Raw genomic sequence first — 18,171 nt, 5'->3', positions numbered from 1 at the left:
GCGGATACGCCGCGCATGGGAATTGATCAAAGTTGGTTTACTTCAGAGAAGCGATAACGCTGTCAGCAGGTTTACCGTCAAAGGTAGTGACGCCTTTGAGCCAGCCGCTGACGATTTGCGGATTAGCCTTGATCCAGTCGCGCGCAACATCTTCTGGATCTTTACGGTCCATAATCGGCTGCATCAACTGGCTTTCCTGCTCGCTGGTGAAGCGCATATTGCTCAGCAGTTGGTTCACATTCGGGCAGCGCTCGGCGTAATCCGGTGCGGTCACGGTTGAAACCGTAGCAGCGCCATCATTCGGCCCGAACACATCTTCAGTACCCGTGAGATAAGTGATTGGGTGTTGCAGGTTCATTGGGTGCGGCTTCCAGCCGAAGAACACAATTGGCTTGTCGCTACGCGTGGCACGGTTTACCGCAGCCAGCATGCCGGCTTCACTGGACTCGATCAGCTTGAACTCGCCCAGACCAAACTGATTGGTATCAATCATCTTCTGGATCGCCGTGTTAGCGCCTGAGCCTGCATCAATGCCGTAGATTTTGCCGTCGAGCTGGTCTTTGAACTTGACGATATCCGCCATGGTTTTCAGACCTTTCTCTGCGGCGTACGTCGGCACTGCTGGTGCAGCGACGGCATCACTGAGCGATGGTGTATCCATCACCTTGACTGCTTTTTTCTCAAGGAACGGCTGGATGTTGTCATCCATGATCGGCTTCCAGTAGCCGAGGAACACGTCAATCTGATCTTTCTGAATACCGGCGAAAATGATTTGCTGCGATGCCTGCGTCTGCTTGGTTTCATACCCCAAACCTTCAAGCAAGGTGGATGCTACAGCGGTGGTTGCAACAACATCCGTCCAACCGACTGCACCGACACGCACGTTCTTACAGCTTGCTTGATCCGCAGCCAACAACGACGAGCTGCACAGGGCGAGTACACAGCCACCGGCGATTAAATTTAGACGTTTCATGGTTTTGCTCCCTCACTTTACGGTTTATATCCAAGGTCTCAACACGCAGAAAAACAGCCTGCGCAAGGGCCTGGATTTTGTTCTGTAGAGGCCTTGCAGCCCCTCCGTGTTCGGACTTGATAGCGCCCGATGCAGCCACAATACCCAACAGCGCGCTGGATAAAGCGCACTTCAACGACTATTTATGGAACTATAGCGACTACAGCTCGCTCGATTTACGGCGGGTACTCCATGCGCGGTAGACATGACCGGACAACGCGTAAAGCGCGAGGCAGACGCTTTAACAAGACACTAAGAGGTTAACCAACACGATGCCCACAACCTTTTGGTTCCTGCTGCTGCCGGGGTTTTCGATGATGGGCTTGATGTCTGCGATTGAACCGCTGCGCGTCACCAATCGCTTTAAAAGCGAGCTATACGATTGGCGCTTGATCAGTGTAGATGGCGGGCCGGTTGAGGCCAGCAATGGCATGTCGCTCAACGTTGAAAGCGCACTGGATCATCACCAACGACCACACACGGTGTTTGTGATCAGCGGCTTTGAACCGCTTGGCGGTTACAGCCAACCGTTATCCGCATGGCTGCACCGGCTGGATCGCGAAGGCGTGGTGCTTGGCGCTATCGACACCGGCAGCTTTATTCTGGCCGAGGCCAGGTTGCTGGATAAACAACGCATTACCCTGCACTGGGAAGCGATTAACGCATTCCAGGAGCGTTATCCGAGCCTTAAGGTGACGCAAGAGTTATTCGAGATCGACGGCAAACGCATCACCACTGCGGGCGGCACATCAACCATCGACATGATGCTGACGTTGATTGCCCGTGATCACGGTGAACCAATGGCGGTGAAGGTCTCTGAGCAGTTTGTGCTCGGGCGCATTCGCTCACGCCAGGATCACCAGCGCATGCAGGTCACCAACCGCTACGGTGTGCATAATAAAAAACTCAGCCTGGTCATTGCAGAAATCGAACGGCGCAGTGAAAACCCATTAACACCGCAACAACTGGCTGACCTGGTACAGATCACCCCGCGTCAGCTGGAGCGCTTGTTTCGCCAGCACTTGAATGACACTCCGGCCAATTTCTACCTCAATTTGCGTCTGGATAAAGCCCGGCAACTGCTGCGCCAAAGTGATATGAGCGTGCTCGAAGTCGCCCTCGCCTGCGGTTTCGAGTCATCGTCGTACTTCTCCCGGCGCTATCGCAAGCGCTTCCAGACCAGTCCCAGCCAAGACCGCCACGAGCACCAATAGCCTGTTGATCGGATGATTAACGGTGGACACGCTTCGCGTTGTCACACCCTACAGGGTATCGATGCGTAGGGTGGGAGGAAGACGCTTGATCCTTCCGCCAGATGACCTGTCCGTTTGCGACCTGGGGTTGACGCTTTCGGCAATCCCTCAGTCGTTTTTGCACCGGGTTACTTCACCCCTCGGGGATATGCTCACCTCAAAGCGTCATCAATAGATGTGACGCAATAACTTGAGGGGACAGCCTGATGAGCCCAGCCGAACTACACGCCGACAGCATCGTTATTGACGGGCTGATCATCGCCAAATGGAACCGCGAACTGTTTGAAGACATGCGCAAAGGCGGCCTGACTGCGGCCAACTGCACCGTGTCGGTCTGGGAGGGCTTTCAGGCAACAGTGAACAACATCGGCGCCAGCCAGAAACTCATTCGCGAGAACAGCGACCTGGTTATCCCGGTGCGCACCACTGCGGATATTCGCGCGGCGAAAGAGCAAGGCAAGACCGGGATCATTTTTGGCTTCCAGAATGCCCACGCCTTTGAAGACCAGATTGCCTATGTCGAGGTGTTCAAGCAGCTCGGCGTTGGCATTGTGCAGATGTGCTACAACACGCAAAACCTGGTTGGCACCGGTTGCTACGAGCGCGACGGTGGCCTTTCCGGTTTCGGCCGCGAAATTGTTGCCGAGATGAACCGCGTCGGCATCATGTGCGACCTGTCCCACGTGGGTTCCAAGACCAGTGAAGAAGTCATTCTCGAATCGAAAAAGCCAGTCTGTTACTCGCACTGCCTGCCGAGCGGACTCAAAGATCACCCGCGCAACAAATCCGATGAAGAACTGAAGTTCATCGCCGACCATGGCGGCTTTGTCGGCGTAACCATGTTTGCGCCGTTCCTCGCCAAAGGCATCGACTCAACCATTGACGACTACGCCGAAGCAATCGAATACGTGATGAATATCGTCGGTGAAGATGCCATTGGTATCGGCACCGACTTTACCCAAGGCCACGGTCAGGACTTCTTTGAGTGGCTCACCCACGACAAAGGTTACGCACGCCGCCTGACCAGCTTCGGCAAGATCGTTAACCCGCTGGGCATTCGCACCGTTGGCGAATTCCCCAACCTCACCGAAACCCTGCTCAAGCGCGGCATGCCCGAGCGCGTAGTGCGCAAGGTTATGGGTGACAACTGGGTACGCGTACTCGCCGACGTCTGGGGCGAATAGCCGCCACAGCCTTGTGGCAAAGGTCCTCTTTACAGAACAAAGCGCTCAATGACGGCTCAAGCAGCTGACTTTTCAAAGCCAGGCCGAGCCTTGCAGAGCCAACGAATTTTGGAGTTTGAACATGTCCACACATGCACCTGAAATGCCAATCCAAGTAGACGACGAGACTGGCGTCTGGACCACTGACGCCCTGCCGATGCTCTATGTTCCGCGGCACTTCTTCGTCAATAACCACATGGGGATTGAAGAGGTTCTGGGCGCAGATGCCTATGCCGAAATCCTCTACAAAGCCGGCTACAAATCTGCCTGGCACTGGTGTGAGAAAGAAGCTGAATGTCACGGTATGCAAGGCGTCGCTGTGTTTGAGCACTATATGAAGCGGCTGTCACAGCGTGGGTGGGGCCTGTTCAAGATTGAGCATATCAACCTTGAAAAAGGCACTGCTGAAGTGCGCCTTGAACATTCTGCATTTGTCTACGTGTACGGCAAATGCGGACGCAAGGTCGATTACATGTTTACCGGTTGGTTTGCCGGTGCCATGGATCAAATCCTCGAAGCCAGCGGTAGCACGATACGCACAGTTGCGGAACAAGAATTCGGCGCGTCCGAAGAGGGTCACGAACACGGCCTTTTTATTGTTAAACCTATTTGACCCAGCCGTTTTAAAGCGACGCCAGCTGAGGAGTAAAAAATGGCTTTCGAGGCAATGTTCCAGCCGATTCAAATCGGCAAACTGACAGTCCGCAACCGTGTAATCAGCACCGCGCACGCCGAGGTGTACGCCACTGATGGCGGCATGACGACCGAGCGTTACGTCAAGTATTACGAAGAAAAGGCCAAGGGCGGGATCGGCCTGGCGATTTGCGGTGGTTCATCGGTCGTTGCCATCGACAGCCCGCAGCAGTGGTGGAGTTCGGTCAACCTGTCGACCGACCGCATCATTCCGCACTTTCAGAATCTTGCCGACGCCATGCACAAGCACGGCGCCAAGATCATGATTCAGATTACCCACATGGGCCGTCGCTCGCGTTGGGATGGCTACCACTGGCCAACCCTGATGTCGCCGTCTGGCATTCGTGAGCCGGTACACCGCGCCACCTGCAAGACTATCGAACCAGAGGAAATCTGGCGGGTTATCGACAACTACGCTCAAGCGGCCCGTCGCGCCAAGGCTGGCGGGCTGGACGGCGTTGAGTTGTCGGCCGTGCACCAGCACATGATCGATCAGTTCTGGTCGCCTCGGGTTAACAAGCGTGAAGACGAATGGGGCGGCACTTTTGAAAAGCGCATGCGCTTTGGCTTGGAAGTGCTCAAAGCGGTGCGTGCTGAAGTCGGCGACGACTTCTGCGTGGGCATCCGTCTGTGCGGTGACGAATTTCACCCGGACGGCCTCACCCACGAAGACATGAAGCAAATCGCAAAATACTACGACGACACCGGCATGCTCGACTTTATCGGTGTGGTCGGCTCTGGGTGCGACACACACAACACCCTGGCCAACGTTATTCCCAACATGAGCTACCCGCCAGAACCGTTCCTGCATTTGGCGGCGGGCATCAAGGAAGTGGTCAAGGTTCCGGTGCTTCACGCACAGAACATTAAAGATCCGAACCAAGCCACGCGCATTCTTGAAGGCGGCTATGTCGACATGGTCGGCATGACCCGCGCGCACATCGCTGACCCGCACCTGATCGCCAAGATCAAAATGGGCCAGATTGATCAGATCAAACAGTGCGTCGGCGCCAACTACTGCATCGACCGTCAATACCAAGGCCTGGATGTGCTGTGCATTCAGAACGCCGCTACCTCCCGTGAATACATGGGCGTGCCGCACATCATCGAGAAAACCAGCGGGGTTAAACGCAAGGTGGTTGTCGTCGGCGGCGGCCCAGCCGGGATGGAAGCCGCCCGCGTGGCTGCGGAGCGCGGTCATGACGTGACCTTGTTCGAGAAGAAAGACCAGCTCGGCGGACAAATCACTACGGCGTCGAAGGCGCCGCAGCGTGACCAGATTGCCGGTATTACCCGCTGGTTCCAGCTCGAACTGGCGCGCCTGAACGTGGACCTGCGCCTCGGCACTGGCGCCGATGAAGCCGCGATTCTCGACTTACGCCCAGACATTGTGGTGCTGGCCAACGGCGGCCATCCGTTTGTTGAACAAAACCCGCAATGGGGCGCGGAAGAAGGCTTGATTGTCAGCAGTTGGGACATTCTCGATGGCACCGTTGCACCGGGTAAAAACGTGCTGGTCTACGACACCATCTGTGAATTCACCGGTATGTCGGTGGCGGATTTCCTCGCAGACAAGGGCGCGCAAGTTGAGATCGTCACCGACGATATCAAGCCCGGAGTGGCGATTGGCGGCACATCGTTCCCCACTTACTACCGCAGCATGTACCCGAAAGAAGTGATCATGACCGGCGACCTGATGCTGGAAAAAGTCTATCGCGAAGGCGACAAACTGGTCGCGGTACTGGAGAACGAATACACCGGCGCCCATGAGGAGCGGGTGATCGACCAAGTGGTTGTCGAGAACGGCGTGCGCCCGGACGAACGTCTGTACTACGCGCTGAAAGATGGCTCACGCAACAAAGGCCAGATCGACGTCGAAGCATTATTTGCTATTCAACCGCAGCCTTGCCTGAGCGAGAGCGGCGATGGCTACTTGCTGTTTCGTATCGGCGACTGCGTGGCTCAGCGTAATACCCATGCGGCCATCTACGACGCCTTGCGTTTGTGCAAGGATTTCTGATCGGCCTCTGAGCGGGCTGTGCTGGGTTGTTCATCTTACCAATAGACACATCTATTGGCCTCGGTGAACGCCTTGCCCAGCGCACTCAGTGACTCGATCACGTGCATGACCGATGACCGATGACCGATGGCTAAGAGCAAAGACAGCAAGCCTTTGCTGAAGAATACAAGCGGGTGAGTTGGCGCTTGGTCGTCTCACTTCAGGTTTTGCGGTCCCGCCAAGGAGACCCGATGATGTTGAATACCGTTTTGCCGATTCTGCTATTTGCCGCACTGGCGCTGGCCGTGATCGGTGCGCTGAAACGCTTTGCCATGTGGCGCCGCGGCAGGCCTGCTCAAGTTGACTGGCTCGGCGGGCTATTAGCCATGCCGCGCCGTTACATGATTGACCTGCACCATGTGGTGGCCCGCGATAAATATATCGCCAATACCCACGTCGCAACGGCTGGCGGCTTTGTGTTGGCGGCTGTGCTGGCAATTCTGGTGCATGGTTTTGGCCTGCATAACCGGATTCTTGGCTTCACCCTTTTGGCGGCGACTGCGTTGATGTTTGTCGGTGCAGTATTTGTCGCCAAGCGGCGCCTCGATCCACCTGCACGGCTGTCAAAAGGGCCGTGGATGCGCCTGCCGAAAAGCCTGCTGATGTTCTCCGCCAGCCTGTTTATTGCCACGTTGCCAGTTGCCGGGGTTCTGCCTGCTGCTTTTGGCGGCTGGCTGCTGGCTGTCGTATTGCTGGTAGGTATTGCTTGGGGCGTCAGCGAATTATTCTTCGGCATGACCTGGGGCGGGCCGATGAAGCATGCCTTTGCCGGCGCCTTGCATCTGGCGTGGCATCGCCGTGCTGAGCGCTTCGGCGGTGGCCGTTCCACTGGCCTGAAAGCGCTTGATTTGGATAACCCACAAGCCCCGCTTGGCGTTGAGAAGCCGAGCGATTTCACCTGGAACCAGCTGCTCGGTTTTGATGCGTGCGTGCAATGCGGCAAATGCGAAGCTGCTTGCCCAGCCTTTGCCGCCGGCCAGCCGCTTAACCCGAAAAAACTCATTCAAGACATGGTTGTGGGTCTGGCGGGTGGTACTGATGCCAAGTTTGCCGGTTCGCCTTACCCGGGCAAGAACATTGGCGAACACAGCGGCGGACCACACCTGCCAATTGTCTCGCTGGACGGCAAGGCACTGGTGGATGCAGAAACGCTCTGGTCGTGTACCACGTGCCGCGCCTGCGTTGAAGAGTGTCCGATGATGATTGAGCACGTCGATGCCATCGTCGATATGCGCCGCCATCTGACCCTGGAACGAGGCGCCACGCCGAATAAAGGCGCGGAAGTACTGGAAAACCTGATTGCAACCGATAACCCCGGCGGCTTCGCACCTGGCGGACGCCTGAACTGGGCAGCGGATCTCGATTTACCCTTGATGAGTAATAAACAACAGGCCGATGTATTGTTCTGGGTCGGTGACGGCGCATTCGACATGCGCAATCAACGCACCTTGCGCGCACTGGTCAAAGTACTTAAAGCCGCTAACGTGGACTTCGCCGTACTCGGTCTGGAAGAACGTGACAGCGGTGATGTGGCACGCCGACTTGGCGATGAGGCAACCTTTCAACAGCTGGCCAAGCGCAATATCAGCACGCTTGCACAATACCGCTTCAACACCATCGTCAGCGCCGACCCGCACAGCTTTCATGTGCTGAAAAACGAATATGGCGCCTTCGGTGGCGACTACAGCGTGCTCCACCACAGCACCTATATCGACCAATTGATCAGCAGCGGAAAACTCAACCTGAGCAAGCATCGCAATGCGTCGGTGACCTATCACGACCCCTGCTACCTTGGCCGTTACAACGGTGAATACGAGGCACCACGCAACGTACTCAATGCGATTGGTATTGAGGTCAAGGAGATGCAGCGCTCAGGCTTTCGCTCACGCTGCTGTGGCGGCGGCGGTGGCGCACCGATTACGGACATCCCCGGCAAGCAGCGGATTCCCGATATGCGCATGGTCGATATCAAGGAAACCGGTGCTGAAATTGTCGCGGTTGGCTGCCCGCAGTGCACGGTCATGCTTGAAGGCGTGGTTGAGCCGCGCCCGCACATCAAAGACATCGCCGAACTGGTTGCTGAAGTGTTGATCGAAACCGCACCGGTACGTCCTGCCCAACGCGAAGCGATGGAGGCTCTATGAGTGAGATTATTCGCCGCGACCCACGCGCCGAGTGGATAGCACGCAACCGTCTGCATCCGCTGCACGCCAGCATGCAAAGCAGCGTCGCCAGTTGGTTAAGCGCGGATGGCGTACCCCGTAAGAATCCACATGCCGTTGGTTTTATTGGGCCAAACGGAATCAAGCGTATCGATCGATCGGGGGCGCAGCAAGCCAGTACAGGCAAACGCAGCAGCGCGCCTGCCGTGGCGCAATTGCCCCTGCATATCGTTGCGCAACCGGAATTTTATATCTGCGTCGTACCCGACATGGTCGGCGGTCGCCTGAGCAGTCACGACAAGGACTTGCTGGGTCTCGCCCACAAACTGGCAGGCACAGACGGAGCAGTGGTCGCAGTGATCTTTGCCGAGCACAAAGAAAGCGCCTTTGACACCGCAGGCGTAGACCGTATCGTGCATTTCACCGATGCGGTGTTTGATGGCTACTCGCCGGAACAGCGTGTGCTTGCATTGATGCGGGTTGAAAACCAGCTTGAGCCGCGCCACTGGCTGCTCCCTGACAGCCGTAATGGCGGCGGTGAACTGGGACGCAGGTTGGCCGCTAGGTTATCCGAGCGCCCGGCAACCCGTGTCTGGCAAGTAGCGGATGAGCAAAGTATCGGCCGCGCCGGTGCTGGCCGTGAGGATCTGCAACGCTCAGTTCCGCGCATGATTCTGGCCACGGCAGAATGTGCAGAGCCCATCAGTGAAACTCGGCATCAGGCACAGCCCATGCAGCTGCAAGATGCTATCAGCCCAAGTCACTCACTGATCAAAGACCTTGGCGCGGTTGCAGTCGATCCGGCATTGATTCCAATGGCTGAGGCTGAATTTATCCTGTCAGGCGGCAATGGCGTTAAAGACTGGTCACTATTCCACCAGGCTGCCGAGACACTCGGCGCGACCGAAGGGGCATCACGGGTCGCGGTCGATGACGGCTTTATGCCGCGCAATCGCCAAGTTGGCGCAACCGGCACCTGGGTCACCGCGCGGGTCTATCTGGCCGTGGGCATTTCAGGCGCCATTCAGCACCTGCAAGGGATTGGCGCTTGCGACAAAGTCGTCGCGGTGAACATGGATGCCAATTGCGACATGGTTAAACGCGCTGATTTGTCGGTCATCGGCGACTCAGCTGCGATCCTCAATGCATTGATTGCACGCATCGACGCCCATCGTCAGGGAGACATCCGTGATGCAGCCTAATCCCGCCAATACCCCAGAACTCAACGTTGTAGCCTTGGTTTCAATCGGCGCCCATCCGACATCTGGCAGGCCACGTCGCGCTGAGCAGGACGCACGCGCCGTCGAATTAGGCTTGCGCCTCGCGGGCGAAGCTTTACAGGTGGTACACGCGGGTGATGCGCAGCAAGACGCCTTGCGCGGTTACTTGGGCATGGGCATCAAACAGCTTCAAGTGCTTGAACAACCGCCGCAGGCCGATGTGATTCATGCGCTGGGCGCTTACTTGCTCGATAGCGATGCCCAGCTAATCCTTACCGGTAGCCAGGCTGAAACCGGCGAAGGCTCTGGCATGCTTCCCTATTTGCTGGCCGAGCAGCTCGGCTGGCCAATTGTGGTGGGGCTGGCCGAGGTTGAGCGCATCGATCAGGGTGTTGCGCACGTATTGCAAGCATTGCCCCGCGGCCAACGCCGACGCCTGCAGGTACAAATGCCCTTTATCGCCAGCGTCGATAATGCCGCTCCGCCTGCCCGGCAAAGTGCTTTTGGCCCAGCACGTCGCGGAGAACTGCAAACCCAGGCAGCCAATGTCTGTCCCGACCAGTTGTTTAGCGAGGGGCAATTGCAGCCCGCACGGCCGCGGCCGAAACGGCTTAAAGTGATCAAGGCAAAAACCGGCGCCGAGCGAATGAAAGCCGCTACGGCTAAAGCGTCTGGCGGTGGTGGCCAAGTACTCAAAGACTGCTCGCCAACGGAAGCCGCCGAGGCTATCTTCAAATTATTAATGGATGAAGGCGTGCTGCGTTAAGCCGCCAGTCGCAGGAGGTTCACCATGATGCATGCTGACTTGATCGACCAGGAAGACCTGCGCGAACGCCTCAATGCAATCGGCTTGGCGATCCCATCAGGCGCAACCGCTGAGCAAGCCTGCGCACAAGCCGTCAGCGGCTTGAGCCCAGACCGGGCGGTGGCGTTACGGCGCCTGGTTGAAGAGCTATTAGGTGGCAGCGCGACGTTATTACCTGCGGTACGCGAAGCAGTTTCACGCACGCTGTTACCGGCACTGGTGCCTAAGCCGAAATAAACCGGTTTTTACGCCTAAGGAGCAAGGTGTTTTCAGCAACCATCCGTGGCTGTTAACGTCCAGGTAATCTGTCCGATCTTCATGGCGGACAAGCTTCGCATTGTCGCGCCCTACGAACCATCTGAAACCATCAATGGCGGGCAAGCTTCGCGTTGCCCGCCCTACTCCTACCAAGCCCTGCCAGTCACTTAAATGCGCACACTGGCAAAGGTCGACTCCCCTTGCGCCCGGGTCAGTGCAGCCATGGCACTGGATGATGAAGGCCGCATCAGGTCTTCGGTCACAGGCACCAGCGATACGATCTTCGACAGGCTATTGCCTGCGCGTTCGTCACGCGGCGGAATACCAAAATACTCGCGGTAGCACTTGGAAAAATGTGGCGTCGAAACAAAGCCACACACCGAAGCCACTTCAATAATCGACATTGACGTTTGTTTGAGTAGTTGCCGTGCACGAATCAAACGCAGCTTCAGGTAATAGCGCGATGGCGAACAATGCAAATACTTCTGAAACAGCCGCTCCAGTTGGCGTCGCGAAACATCGACATAACAAGCAAGTTCGTCGAGATCGATCGGCTCTTCAAGATTTGCCTCCATCAAGGCAACGATTTCCTGCAACTTTGGCTGGTTGGTACCGAGCATGTGCTTGAGCGGAACGCGCTGGTGATCCTGCTCGTTACGAATACGCTCGTAGATAAACATTTCCGAAATTGCCGCCGCCAACTCACGCCCGTGTTCGCGGCCGATCTTGTGCAGCATCATGTCCATCGGCGCGGTGCCGCCAGACGAGGTATTGCGGTTGCGGTCGATAGAAAACAGGCGCGTGGTGATCGCCGCACGCGGGAAGGCTTCCTGCATTGAGGCCAGGCATTCCCAATGCACGCTGCAGTCATATCCATCCAAAAGACCAGCCTTGGCCAAGGCCCAGCTACCGGTGCAAACAGCGCCTATATGACGTCCCTGACGCGCCTGTTGCTGCAACCACTGCAAATGTTCGCGGGTAACGCTGCGCTGGATATCGACACCCCCGCAGACAATAACCGAGTCCAGTTTCGGGACGCTGCTAAGCGAAGTGTCTGGGCTAATATTTAGCCCGTCACTGGCTGATACGGTGGCACCTGTGAGTGTGATCGTGTACCAGCGATACAGCTCTTTGCCAGAAAGCTGATTGGCCATGCGCAGCGGTTCAATTGCCGAGGCCAGAGAAATCAGGGTGAAGTTGTCCAGAAGCAAAAAGCCGATGGTTTGAGGCAACTGGTTCGGAGGCTGCGCCCCGCTGGTGGACTGCGACATTAAGCAAACCCTCACACAAGCACGTAGTTGAGCTTTAACAGCTCTTTCTTGGAATAGATCTACGATTGTCAGCGTAAAACTCAAGTCGGCTATCAACAGTTTCAGCCCCTGCTGATAACTCAACATCGACACTGTGCATCGTAATCAAACACGCAAACGTCTGGCCTACTGCAACCCCAGACTGGCCTTAATCACAACGCAAAGGTCATGCCTAAATTGACTAGCCGTTCAATAAAAAATAGACCACAGCTGCAAGCCACGCCATACCGACATTCGCAGCCACGACAAAACGATTCGGAAAACGACCTGAAACATAGATGGGATGGGGCTTTGAGCATTTTAGTAGCAACATTCAAACAGCCGTTTGTAACCAGGCCTCAATTTGTCAGCTACGCAGTAACAGACGAGCGGTAAGCCATCAAATCGAGCATGCTTTGAGTGCCAATCACTGCACCCTATTGATGGCGCACCCAAAGAGGGCATGCAAGTTTTTCCCTGTCCTGCAAACGCTCAAATTTTCAACACTCGATCGCACTTACGGCCAAACCACCCCGTGAGGTTTCTTTGTATTTATCCTGCATATCAGCGCCGGTATCACGCATGGTGCGGATCACTCGATCCAGAGAGATAAAGTGCTTACCGTCGCCACGCAGGGCCATTTGCGCAGCATTGATGGCCTTGACCGCAGCAATCGCGTTGCGCTCGATACATGGCACCTGCACCAGCCCGCCAACGGGGTCACAGGTAAGACCGAGATTATGCTCCAGGCCAATTTCCGCGGCGTTCTCAAGTTGCTCAGGAGTAGCCCCCAGAATTTCCGCCAGCCCAGCCGCGGCCATGGCGCAGGCTGAACCGACCTCGCCCTGGCAACCGACCTCGGCGCCAGAGATCGATGCGTTCTTCTTGCACAGAATGCCAACAGCGGCAGCGCTAAGCAGGTAATTAACGACGTCATCGTCGCAAGCGTCTGGATTGAACTTCATGTAGTAATGCAGCACCGCAGGAATAATCCCGGCAGCCCCATTGGTTGGAGCGGTAACCATGCGCCCTCCCGCTGCATTTTCCTCGTTGACCGCCAGCGCAAACAGGTTGACCCACTCCATTGCGGAAAGCGTTGAGCCGATCACATTCGGTTTACCCAGCTCTTGCAAGCTGCGATGCAACTTGGCAGCGCGCCGTTGCACGTGCAGGCCGCCAGGCAAAACGCCTTCATGGCGCAAGCCGTGCTCAACGCAATCACGCATGGCTTGCCAAAGCGTCAGCAAACCACTGCGGATCTGCGTTTCAGTACGCCAGGCTTGCTCGTTGGCCATCATCAACTCACTGACCCGCAAATTGTGCTGCCGGCACAGGTCCAGTAACTGTGCCGCACTGGAAAAGTCATAAGGCAACAGGGTTTGATCCTGATCCAACTTACCGGTCGCGGCCTGCTCTTCATCAACCACAAAGCCGCCACCCACTGAATAGTAGGTATTGCTGTACAGCTCACAGTGTTTAGCATCGAAGGCGCATAAGGTCAGCGCGTTGGGGTGATAAGGCAGATTTTGTTCGAGCAGCAACATGTCGCGTTGCCAGTCAAAACGGATAATCGGACCGCTGCCCAATTTCAGCTGTGAATCAGCTTTAAGCGTCTCGATCCGGGGAAGTACCTGGCGTGGATCAACACTGTCAGGCAACTCGCCCATCAAACCAATCAACACCGCATTGTCACTGCCATGACCAACCCCAGTCGCCGAGAGCGAGCCATAAAGACGCACTTCTATACGTTCAGTTCGCGCAAGCAACTGCCGCTCTTGTAGCGCAGCCAAAAACAGTCCGGCGGCGCGCATCGGGCCAACCGTATGCGAACTGGAAGGTCCAATACCAATCTTAAAAAGGTCAAATACACTAATAGCCACGACAGTTTCCTCAAGGGAATTGTTGTATGGCGGCCATGATCAGGATTTCAACGAAGGATTGACGCCTAACACCGACTTGCTCATATCCAAATCCGTCAATGCTGACGAGTAACGGCTGAGGCACGGGTTCAAAACTGAATGCTCGCTCACCACTGGGTGCTGTTTTTATCAAGCACATGGGTAGCGTCGATTTAATCCATCGCCAAGCAATAAAAGCAGCCCGCGTACAGCCATACAAATCAATGAAATACTTGGAAAAACAGCTATTGAATTCGCTGCATTAAAGCTAAAAACGCAACAAACAATCGACACAAAGGGTGCATCTTCACGGCTAAAAATGTGCAATAAAAACTACACTCGAGCGCGTTTTTTCAGCAAAAATGAGTTTTTTTTCAGTTTTTTTTGATTCCGCCACAGCCCCCGGCCTACGGCGGCTGCACCCGACTGAAACGCTGAAAACCACGTACGGCGCGGCTTCCAGCCTTGGCCTTGAGGCTAAAAAGTCTGTTATGGTTTTAATAGGTATGCGCAATGTCGCCGCCCAACACGTCAGGGTCGCTAATCGACAATTGTCGCCACTGGAAGCCTATATCGTTGAGTCAGCCGATTTCGTCGCTGTTGCTTGAAACTAAGCAAACAGACCGAGGCTTAAATAGCCTTGGGCCGAAGTAAAAAAACGTGCTGGCCAACCACCAAACAGGCGCCAGCCCTACAAGAAAATTCGGATGTACGCGCGTCTCAGGTTGAGATGTGTTCACCCAATGGATTGGGCTTCAAAACACTGCCAGAGGGTTTGGAAAGCAGTTTGCAGCACGGCACAGCAAGGTTTTATCACAATCACCATACTCAATCGTCCACCGCCTTAACGGCACATGGGGCGACGCTTTGGTGGTGCCCGATTAAACCTGAAGCGCCGCGCAGCAATTGGCCAACCATATCCTGGAACCACGTAAACCCACACAGACACGAACAGTCGGCATCACTCTGCCTAAAGCAGAGCTCCGCGTAACTGATCTGGATGTCTTCTGAAGGGGAACAAATCCCATGCAGTCTGGAAAAATCGTCGTAAAGAACCTGTACAAGGTTTTTGGCCAAAATGAACAAGAAGCAATCGACCTGCTTAAAGAAGGTTGGAGCAAAGATAAAATCCTTGCTGAAAAAGGCTCCGTAATCGGAGTCAGCGATGTATCGTTTAGCGTCGAAGAAGGTGAAATATTTGTGTTGATGGGCCTGTCTGGCTCGGGCAAATCAACGCTTATTCGACTGATCAATCGTTTGGTTGAACCGAGTGCTGGCGATGTGTTCATTGATGGACAGAACGTTGCAAAGCTGCCTAAGTCGCAGTTGATTGACCTGCGTCGCCGTGACATGAGCATGGTCTTTCAGTCCTTCGCGTTGATGCCTTCTCGCACCGTGCTGGATAACGCAGCATTCGGTCTTGAAGTCGCCGGCATTAGCCGTAAAGAACGCGAAGAACGAGCAATGAAGGTCCTCACCCAAGTGGGCCTCGATACCTTTGCACACAAGCATCCACATGAGTTATCCGGCGGTATGCAGCAGCGTGTTGGCTTGGCCCGCGCACTGGCAGTAGACCCGTCGATGATCATCATGGATGAAGCCTTCTCGGCACTCGACCCACTCAAGCGCCGTGAAATGCAAGACGTGCTGCTAGAGCTGCAAAAAACCCATCGACGCACCATTATCTTCGTATCCCACGATATTGAAGAAGCCATGCGCATCGGTAATCGCATCGGCATCATGGAAGGCGGAAAACTGATCCAGGTCGGTACACCGCAAGAGCTGGTCGATAACCCTGCCAATGATTATGTGCGTAACTTCTTCGATACCGTTGACACCAACCGCTACCTGACAGCTGGCCAACTCAAGGCTGACAGCGTGCCGCTTTTCGTCCACAACGGGAAGGCGCCAGATGCACAAACGGTTTGCCAGCAGTTGCAAGATATGGACAAACACTACGCCTTCATCGTCGATCAGGACAACGTTTTCCAGGGCTCTATCAGCCTCGAAAAAATTGCCCTGATGGTCGAAGACGGGCAACCGCATGCATTGGATACGGATGTACTCAAAAAAATTGAGTGCGCCTCTGAAGACATGCCGCTCAACGAAGTGATTGAGCGCTTGGTTGATAACGAGGGCCCGATTCCGGTTAAGGATGAAAATGGCCGTTACAGCGGTGCCATCAGCAAGGGCCGCCTTCTGACCCGCATGCAGGGAGACTAATCATGAGCGATAAAAAACTCGACCTCGGCAGCTGGGTAAATGATGTTGTCCAACATCTGCTGGACAACTACAGCGGCGCATTCGACAGCATTGGTCAGGTTGTCAGTGGTTTTTCCGAAGCCATTGAAGCCATATTGATGTTTCCGCCAGCGTGGCTTTTGATCGCTATTTTTGTTGCGCTCGGTATTTGGCGTATCGGTTTACGCTTCGCAATTTTCACCGCCATTTCTTTCGTGCTGATCGTAATGACCGGCTTCTGGGAACAAACGGTGGTCACACTCGGCCTGACCTTCTCAGCAACGCTTATCAGCCTGGTCCTTGGTATTCCGCTGGGCATATGGGCGGCTAAAAGCGAGCGTGTGGCAATGATTATCCGCCCCGTCCTCGACTTTATGCAGACCATGCCAGCGTTCGTTTACTTGATCCCGGCGGCCATGCTCTTCGGCCTCGGTCGCGTACCCGGCATCATCGCAACCGTGATCTTCGCGATGCCACCTGCCGTGCGTTTGACCAGCCTGGGCATTCGTCAGGTCAACAAGGAAATCGTTGAGGCCGGCCAGTCGTTCGGCTGTAACGGTCGTCAACTACTGTTCAAGGTACAGCTGCCCAACGCGATGCCATCCATCATGGCGGGCGTTAACCAGACCATCATGATGGCCCTGTCGATGGTGATTATTGCCTCGATGGTCGGCGCTGGCGGTTTGGGTAACGACGTACTCGCGAGCATCCAACGCCTGGATATCGGTCTAGGCTTTGAAAGCGGCATGGCCGTGGTGTTGCTGGCAATCATCCTTGACCGTATTACAGAAAGCTTCGGCACACCTAAGCAAGAGAATAGTCGCAGCAGCGTTGTCTCTTGGCTGAGCGCAAAACTGCAACGTCAATAAATAAGCCTTTCATTTTAATAAAGACTAGGGAGTTGCCGATGAACACGATTAAAGCACTTGCAGGGGTAGGCCTGCTGACTTGCACGATGATGCAAGGCGCATGGGCTGCAGAACCTGCGAGCTGTAAGCAGGTTAAATTTGCCGAGATTGGCTGGGCGGATATTGCTGCGACCACAGGTGTTGCCATGACCTTGACTGAAGGTTTGGGCTATCAACCCCGCAAAATCCTCGCATCAGTGCCTATCGCGTTCACCGGCGTGAAAAAGAACCAAATTGATGTATTCCTGGGTTACTGGGCGCCATCAATGGATGCGGTGATTGAGCCGTTCCTCAAGGACGGCGGGGTCAAGGTTCTTCCTAAAGCCAACCTCGAAGGTGCCAAGTACACACTGGCTGTACCGACCTACGCCGCAGAAGCAGGCTTGAAAAGCTTTCAAGACATCGCCAAGTTCAAGGACCAGCTAGGCGGCAAGATCTACGGTATTGAGCCAGGCAACGACGGTAACCTGTTGATCGAAAAAATGATCAAAGGCGACCAATACGACCTCGGTGACTTCCGTATGGTTGAGTCCAGCGAAGCAGGCATGCTGGTCCAGGTTCAGCGGGCGGTCAAAAAGAAGCAGCCGGTAGTTTTCCTCGGTTGGGCACCACACCCAATGAACACTCAGTTTGACCTGACTTACCTGTCCGGCGGTGACGATGTATTCGGTCCAGACTACGGCGCAGCCAAGGTCTACACCGTGGTTTCGCCAGGCTATGAAGAGCAGTGCCCTAACGTTGGCAAGCTCCTCAATAACCTGCAGTTCACAGTCGAAATCGAAAGCCAGTTGATGGAGAAAGTTCTCGATAAGCAGAACCCAACCACCGTGGCCAAAGAGTGGATCAAGGCGCACCCAGAAGCTCTCGATAAGTGGCTTGCAGGTGTAACCACTGTTGACGGGGAAGACGGTGTTGCTGCCGTCAAGAAATTCGTCGGCCTGTAAAATTGCCGATTAGATTCAACACCTTTCCGCCAGTATTGGCGGAAAGGCTTGATAAAACCGAGCAAACCCTGTTTGCCGGTTTACTGGGTGACTCACCTCGCAGTGAGCGCCCCTGTGGACCAGAAGGGTGTAGCCAACTACGGCTGCAACAGGCCCGCAATCAGAACGAGCCAGTAAACCTATAACAACTGCCACTCACACTGACG

At 55.2% G+C, this 18,171-nt stretch carries 14 protein-coding genes; 11 read left to right on the top strand and 3 right to left on the bottom strand.

Annotated elements, in window-relative coordinates; all coding sequences use genetic code 11:
- Positions 1 to 37: 37 nt before the first annotated feature.
- On the bottom strand, positions 38 to 973 hold the full coding sequence (gene choX / locus B9K09_RS02345) for a choline ABC transporter substrate-binding protein (RefSeq protein WP_087515341.1): 936 nt from the start codon (positions 971 to 973) through the stop codon (positions 38 to 40).
- A gap of 311 nt (positions 974 to 1,284) precedes the next feature.
- Between choX and B9K09_RS02340 the strand changes: the two genes are divergently transcribed.
- From B9K09_RS02340 to B9K09_RS02305, 8 genes are all read left to right on the top strand, one after another.
- The gene (locus tag B9K09_RS02340; RefSeq protein ID WP_087515340.1) at positions 1,285 to 2,226 is read left to right on the top strand and encodes a GlxA family transcriptional regulator; all 942 of its coding nucleotides are present in this window, start codon (positions 1,285 to 1,287) and stop codon (positions 2,224 to 2,226) included.
- A gap of 245 nt (positions 2,227 to 2,471) precedes the next feature.
- Positions 2,472 to 3,449 (top strand): dipeptidase, encoded by a 978-nt coding sequence (locus tag B9K09_RS02335; RefSeq protein WP_087515339.1) that lies wholly within the window; start codon positions 2,472 to 2,474, stop codon positions 3,447 to 3,449.
- Positions 3,450 to 3,570: 121 nt separating this feature from the next.
- Positions 3,571 to 4,101: a 4-vinyl reductase gene (locus B9K09_RS02330; RefSeq protein WP_087515338.1), complete on the top strand. Its 531-nt coding sequence runs from the start codon at positions 3,571 to 3,573 to the stop codon at positions 4,099 to 4,101.
- A 39-nt stretch (positions 4,102 to 4,140) separates the two neighbouring features.
- Complete coding sequence (gene dgcA / locus B9K09_RS02325; RefSeq protein WP_087515337.1) at positions 4,141 to 6,201, top strand: dimethylglycine demethylation protein DgcA; 2,061 nt, start codon at positions 4,141 to 4,143, stop codon at positions 6,199 to 6,201.
- A 233-nt stretch (positions 6,202 to 6,434) separates the two neighbouring features.
- Positions 6,435 to 8,384, top strand: a complete 1,950-nt coding sequence (gene dgcB / locus B9K09_RS02320) for a dimethylglycine demethylation protein DgcB (protein WP_087518950.1) — start codon at positions 6,435 to 6,437, stop codon at positions 8,382 to 8,384.
- Positions 8,381 to 9,604, top strand: a complete 1,224-nt coding sequence (locus B9K09_RS02315) for an electron transfer flavoprotein subunit alpha/FixB family protein (RefSeq protein WP_087515336.1) — start codon at positions 8,381 to 8,383, stop codon at positions 9,602 to 9,604. The genes dgcB and B9K09_RS02315 overlap by 4 nt, the downstream gene beginning before the upstream one ends.
- Positions 9,594 to 10,388 (top strand): electron transfer flavoprotein subunit beta, encoded by a 795-nt coding sequence (locus tag B9K09_RS02310; protein ID WP_087515335.1) that lies wholly within the window; start codon positions 9,594 to 9,596, stop codon positions 10,386 to 10,388. The genes B9K09_RS02315 and B9K09_RS02310 overlap by 11 nt, the downstream gene beginning before the upstream one ends.
- A 24-nt stretch (positions 10,389 to 10,412) precedes the next feature.
- Positions 10,413 to 10,664, top strand: a complete 252-nt coding sequence (locus B9K09_RS02305; protein WP_087515334.1) for a hypothetical protein — start codon at positions 10,413 to 10,415, stop codon at positions 10,662 to 10,664.
- Positions 10,665 to 10,852: 188 nt separating this feature from the next.
- On the opposite strand, the gene B9K09_RS02300 is transcribed toward B9K09_RS02305, so the two are convergent.
- The gene (locus B9K09_RS02300) at positions 10,853 to 11,956 is read right to left on the bottom strand and encodes a GlxA family transcriptional regulator (protein ID WP_087515333.1); all 1,104 of its coding nucleotides are present in this window, start codon (positions 11,954 to 11,956) and stop codon (positions 10,853 to 10,855) included.
- Positions 11,957 to 12,474: 518 nt separating this feature from the next.
- On the bottom strand, positions 12,475 to 13,854 hold the full coding sequence (locus tag B9K09_RS02295; RefSeq protein WP_087515332.1) for an L-serine ammonia-lyase: 1,380 nt from the start codon (positions 13,852 to 13,854) through the stop codon (positions 12,475 to 12,477).
- Between the two features lie 1,044 nt (positions 13,855 to 14,898).
- Between B9K09_RS02295 and B9K09_RS02285 the strand changes: the two genes are divergently transcribed.
- The 3 genes from B9K09_RS02285 to B9K09_RS02275 are packed head-to-tail and all read left to right on the top strand — an operon-like array spanning position 14,899 to position 17,965.
- Positions 14,899 to 16,095 (top strand): glycine betaine/L-proline ABC transporter ATP-binding protein, encoded by a 1,197-nt coding sequence (locus B9K09_RS02285; protein WP_087515330.1) that lies wholly within the window; start codon positions 14,899 to 14,901, stop codon positions 16,093 to 16,095.
- Positions 16,096 to 16,097: 2 nt separating this feature from the next.
- Positions 16,098 to 16,982 carry a proline/glycine betaine ABC transporter permease gene (locus B9K09_RS02280; protein WP_087515329.1) on the top strand — a complete coding sequence of 295 codons (885 nt, stop codon included), beginning with the start codon at positions 16,098 to 16,100 and terminating at the stop codon, positions 16,980 to 16,982.
- Positions 16,983 to 17,020: 38 nt separating this feature from the next.
- Complete coding sequence (locus B9K09_RS02275; protein WP_087515328.1) at positions 17,021 to 17,965, top strand: choline ABC transporter substrate-binding protein; 945 nt, start codon at positions 17,021 to 17,023, stop codon at positions 17,963 to 17,965.
- Positions 17,966 to 18,171: the final 206 nt, after the last annotated feature.

This window comes from Pseudomonas sp. M30-35 (assembly GCF_002163625.1).
GTDB lineage: Bacteria > Pseudomonadota > Gammaproteobacteria > Pseudomonadales > Pseudomonadaceae > Aquipseudomonas.
This window is presented reverse-complemented; position numbering and strand designations above follow the sequence as displayed.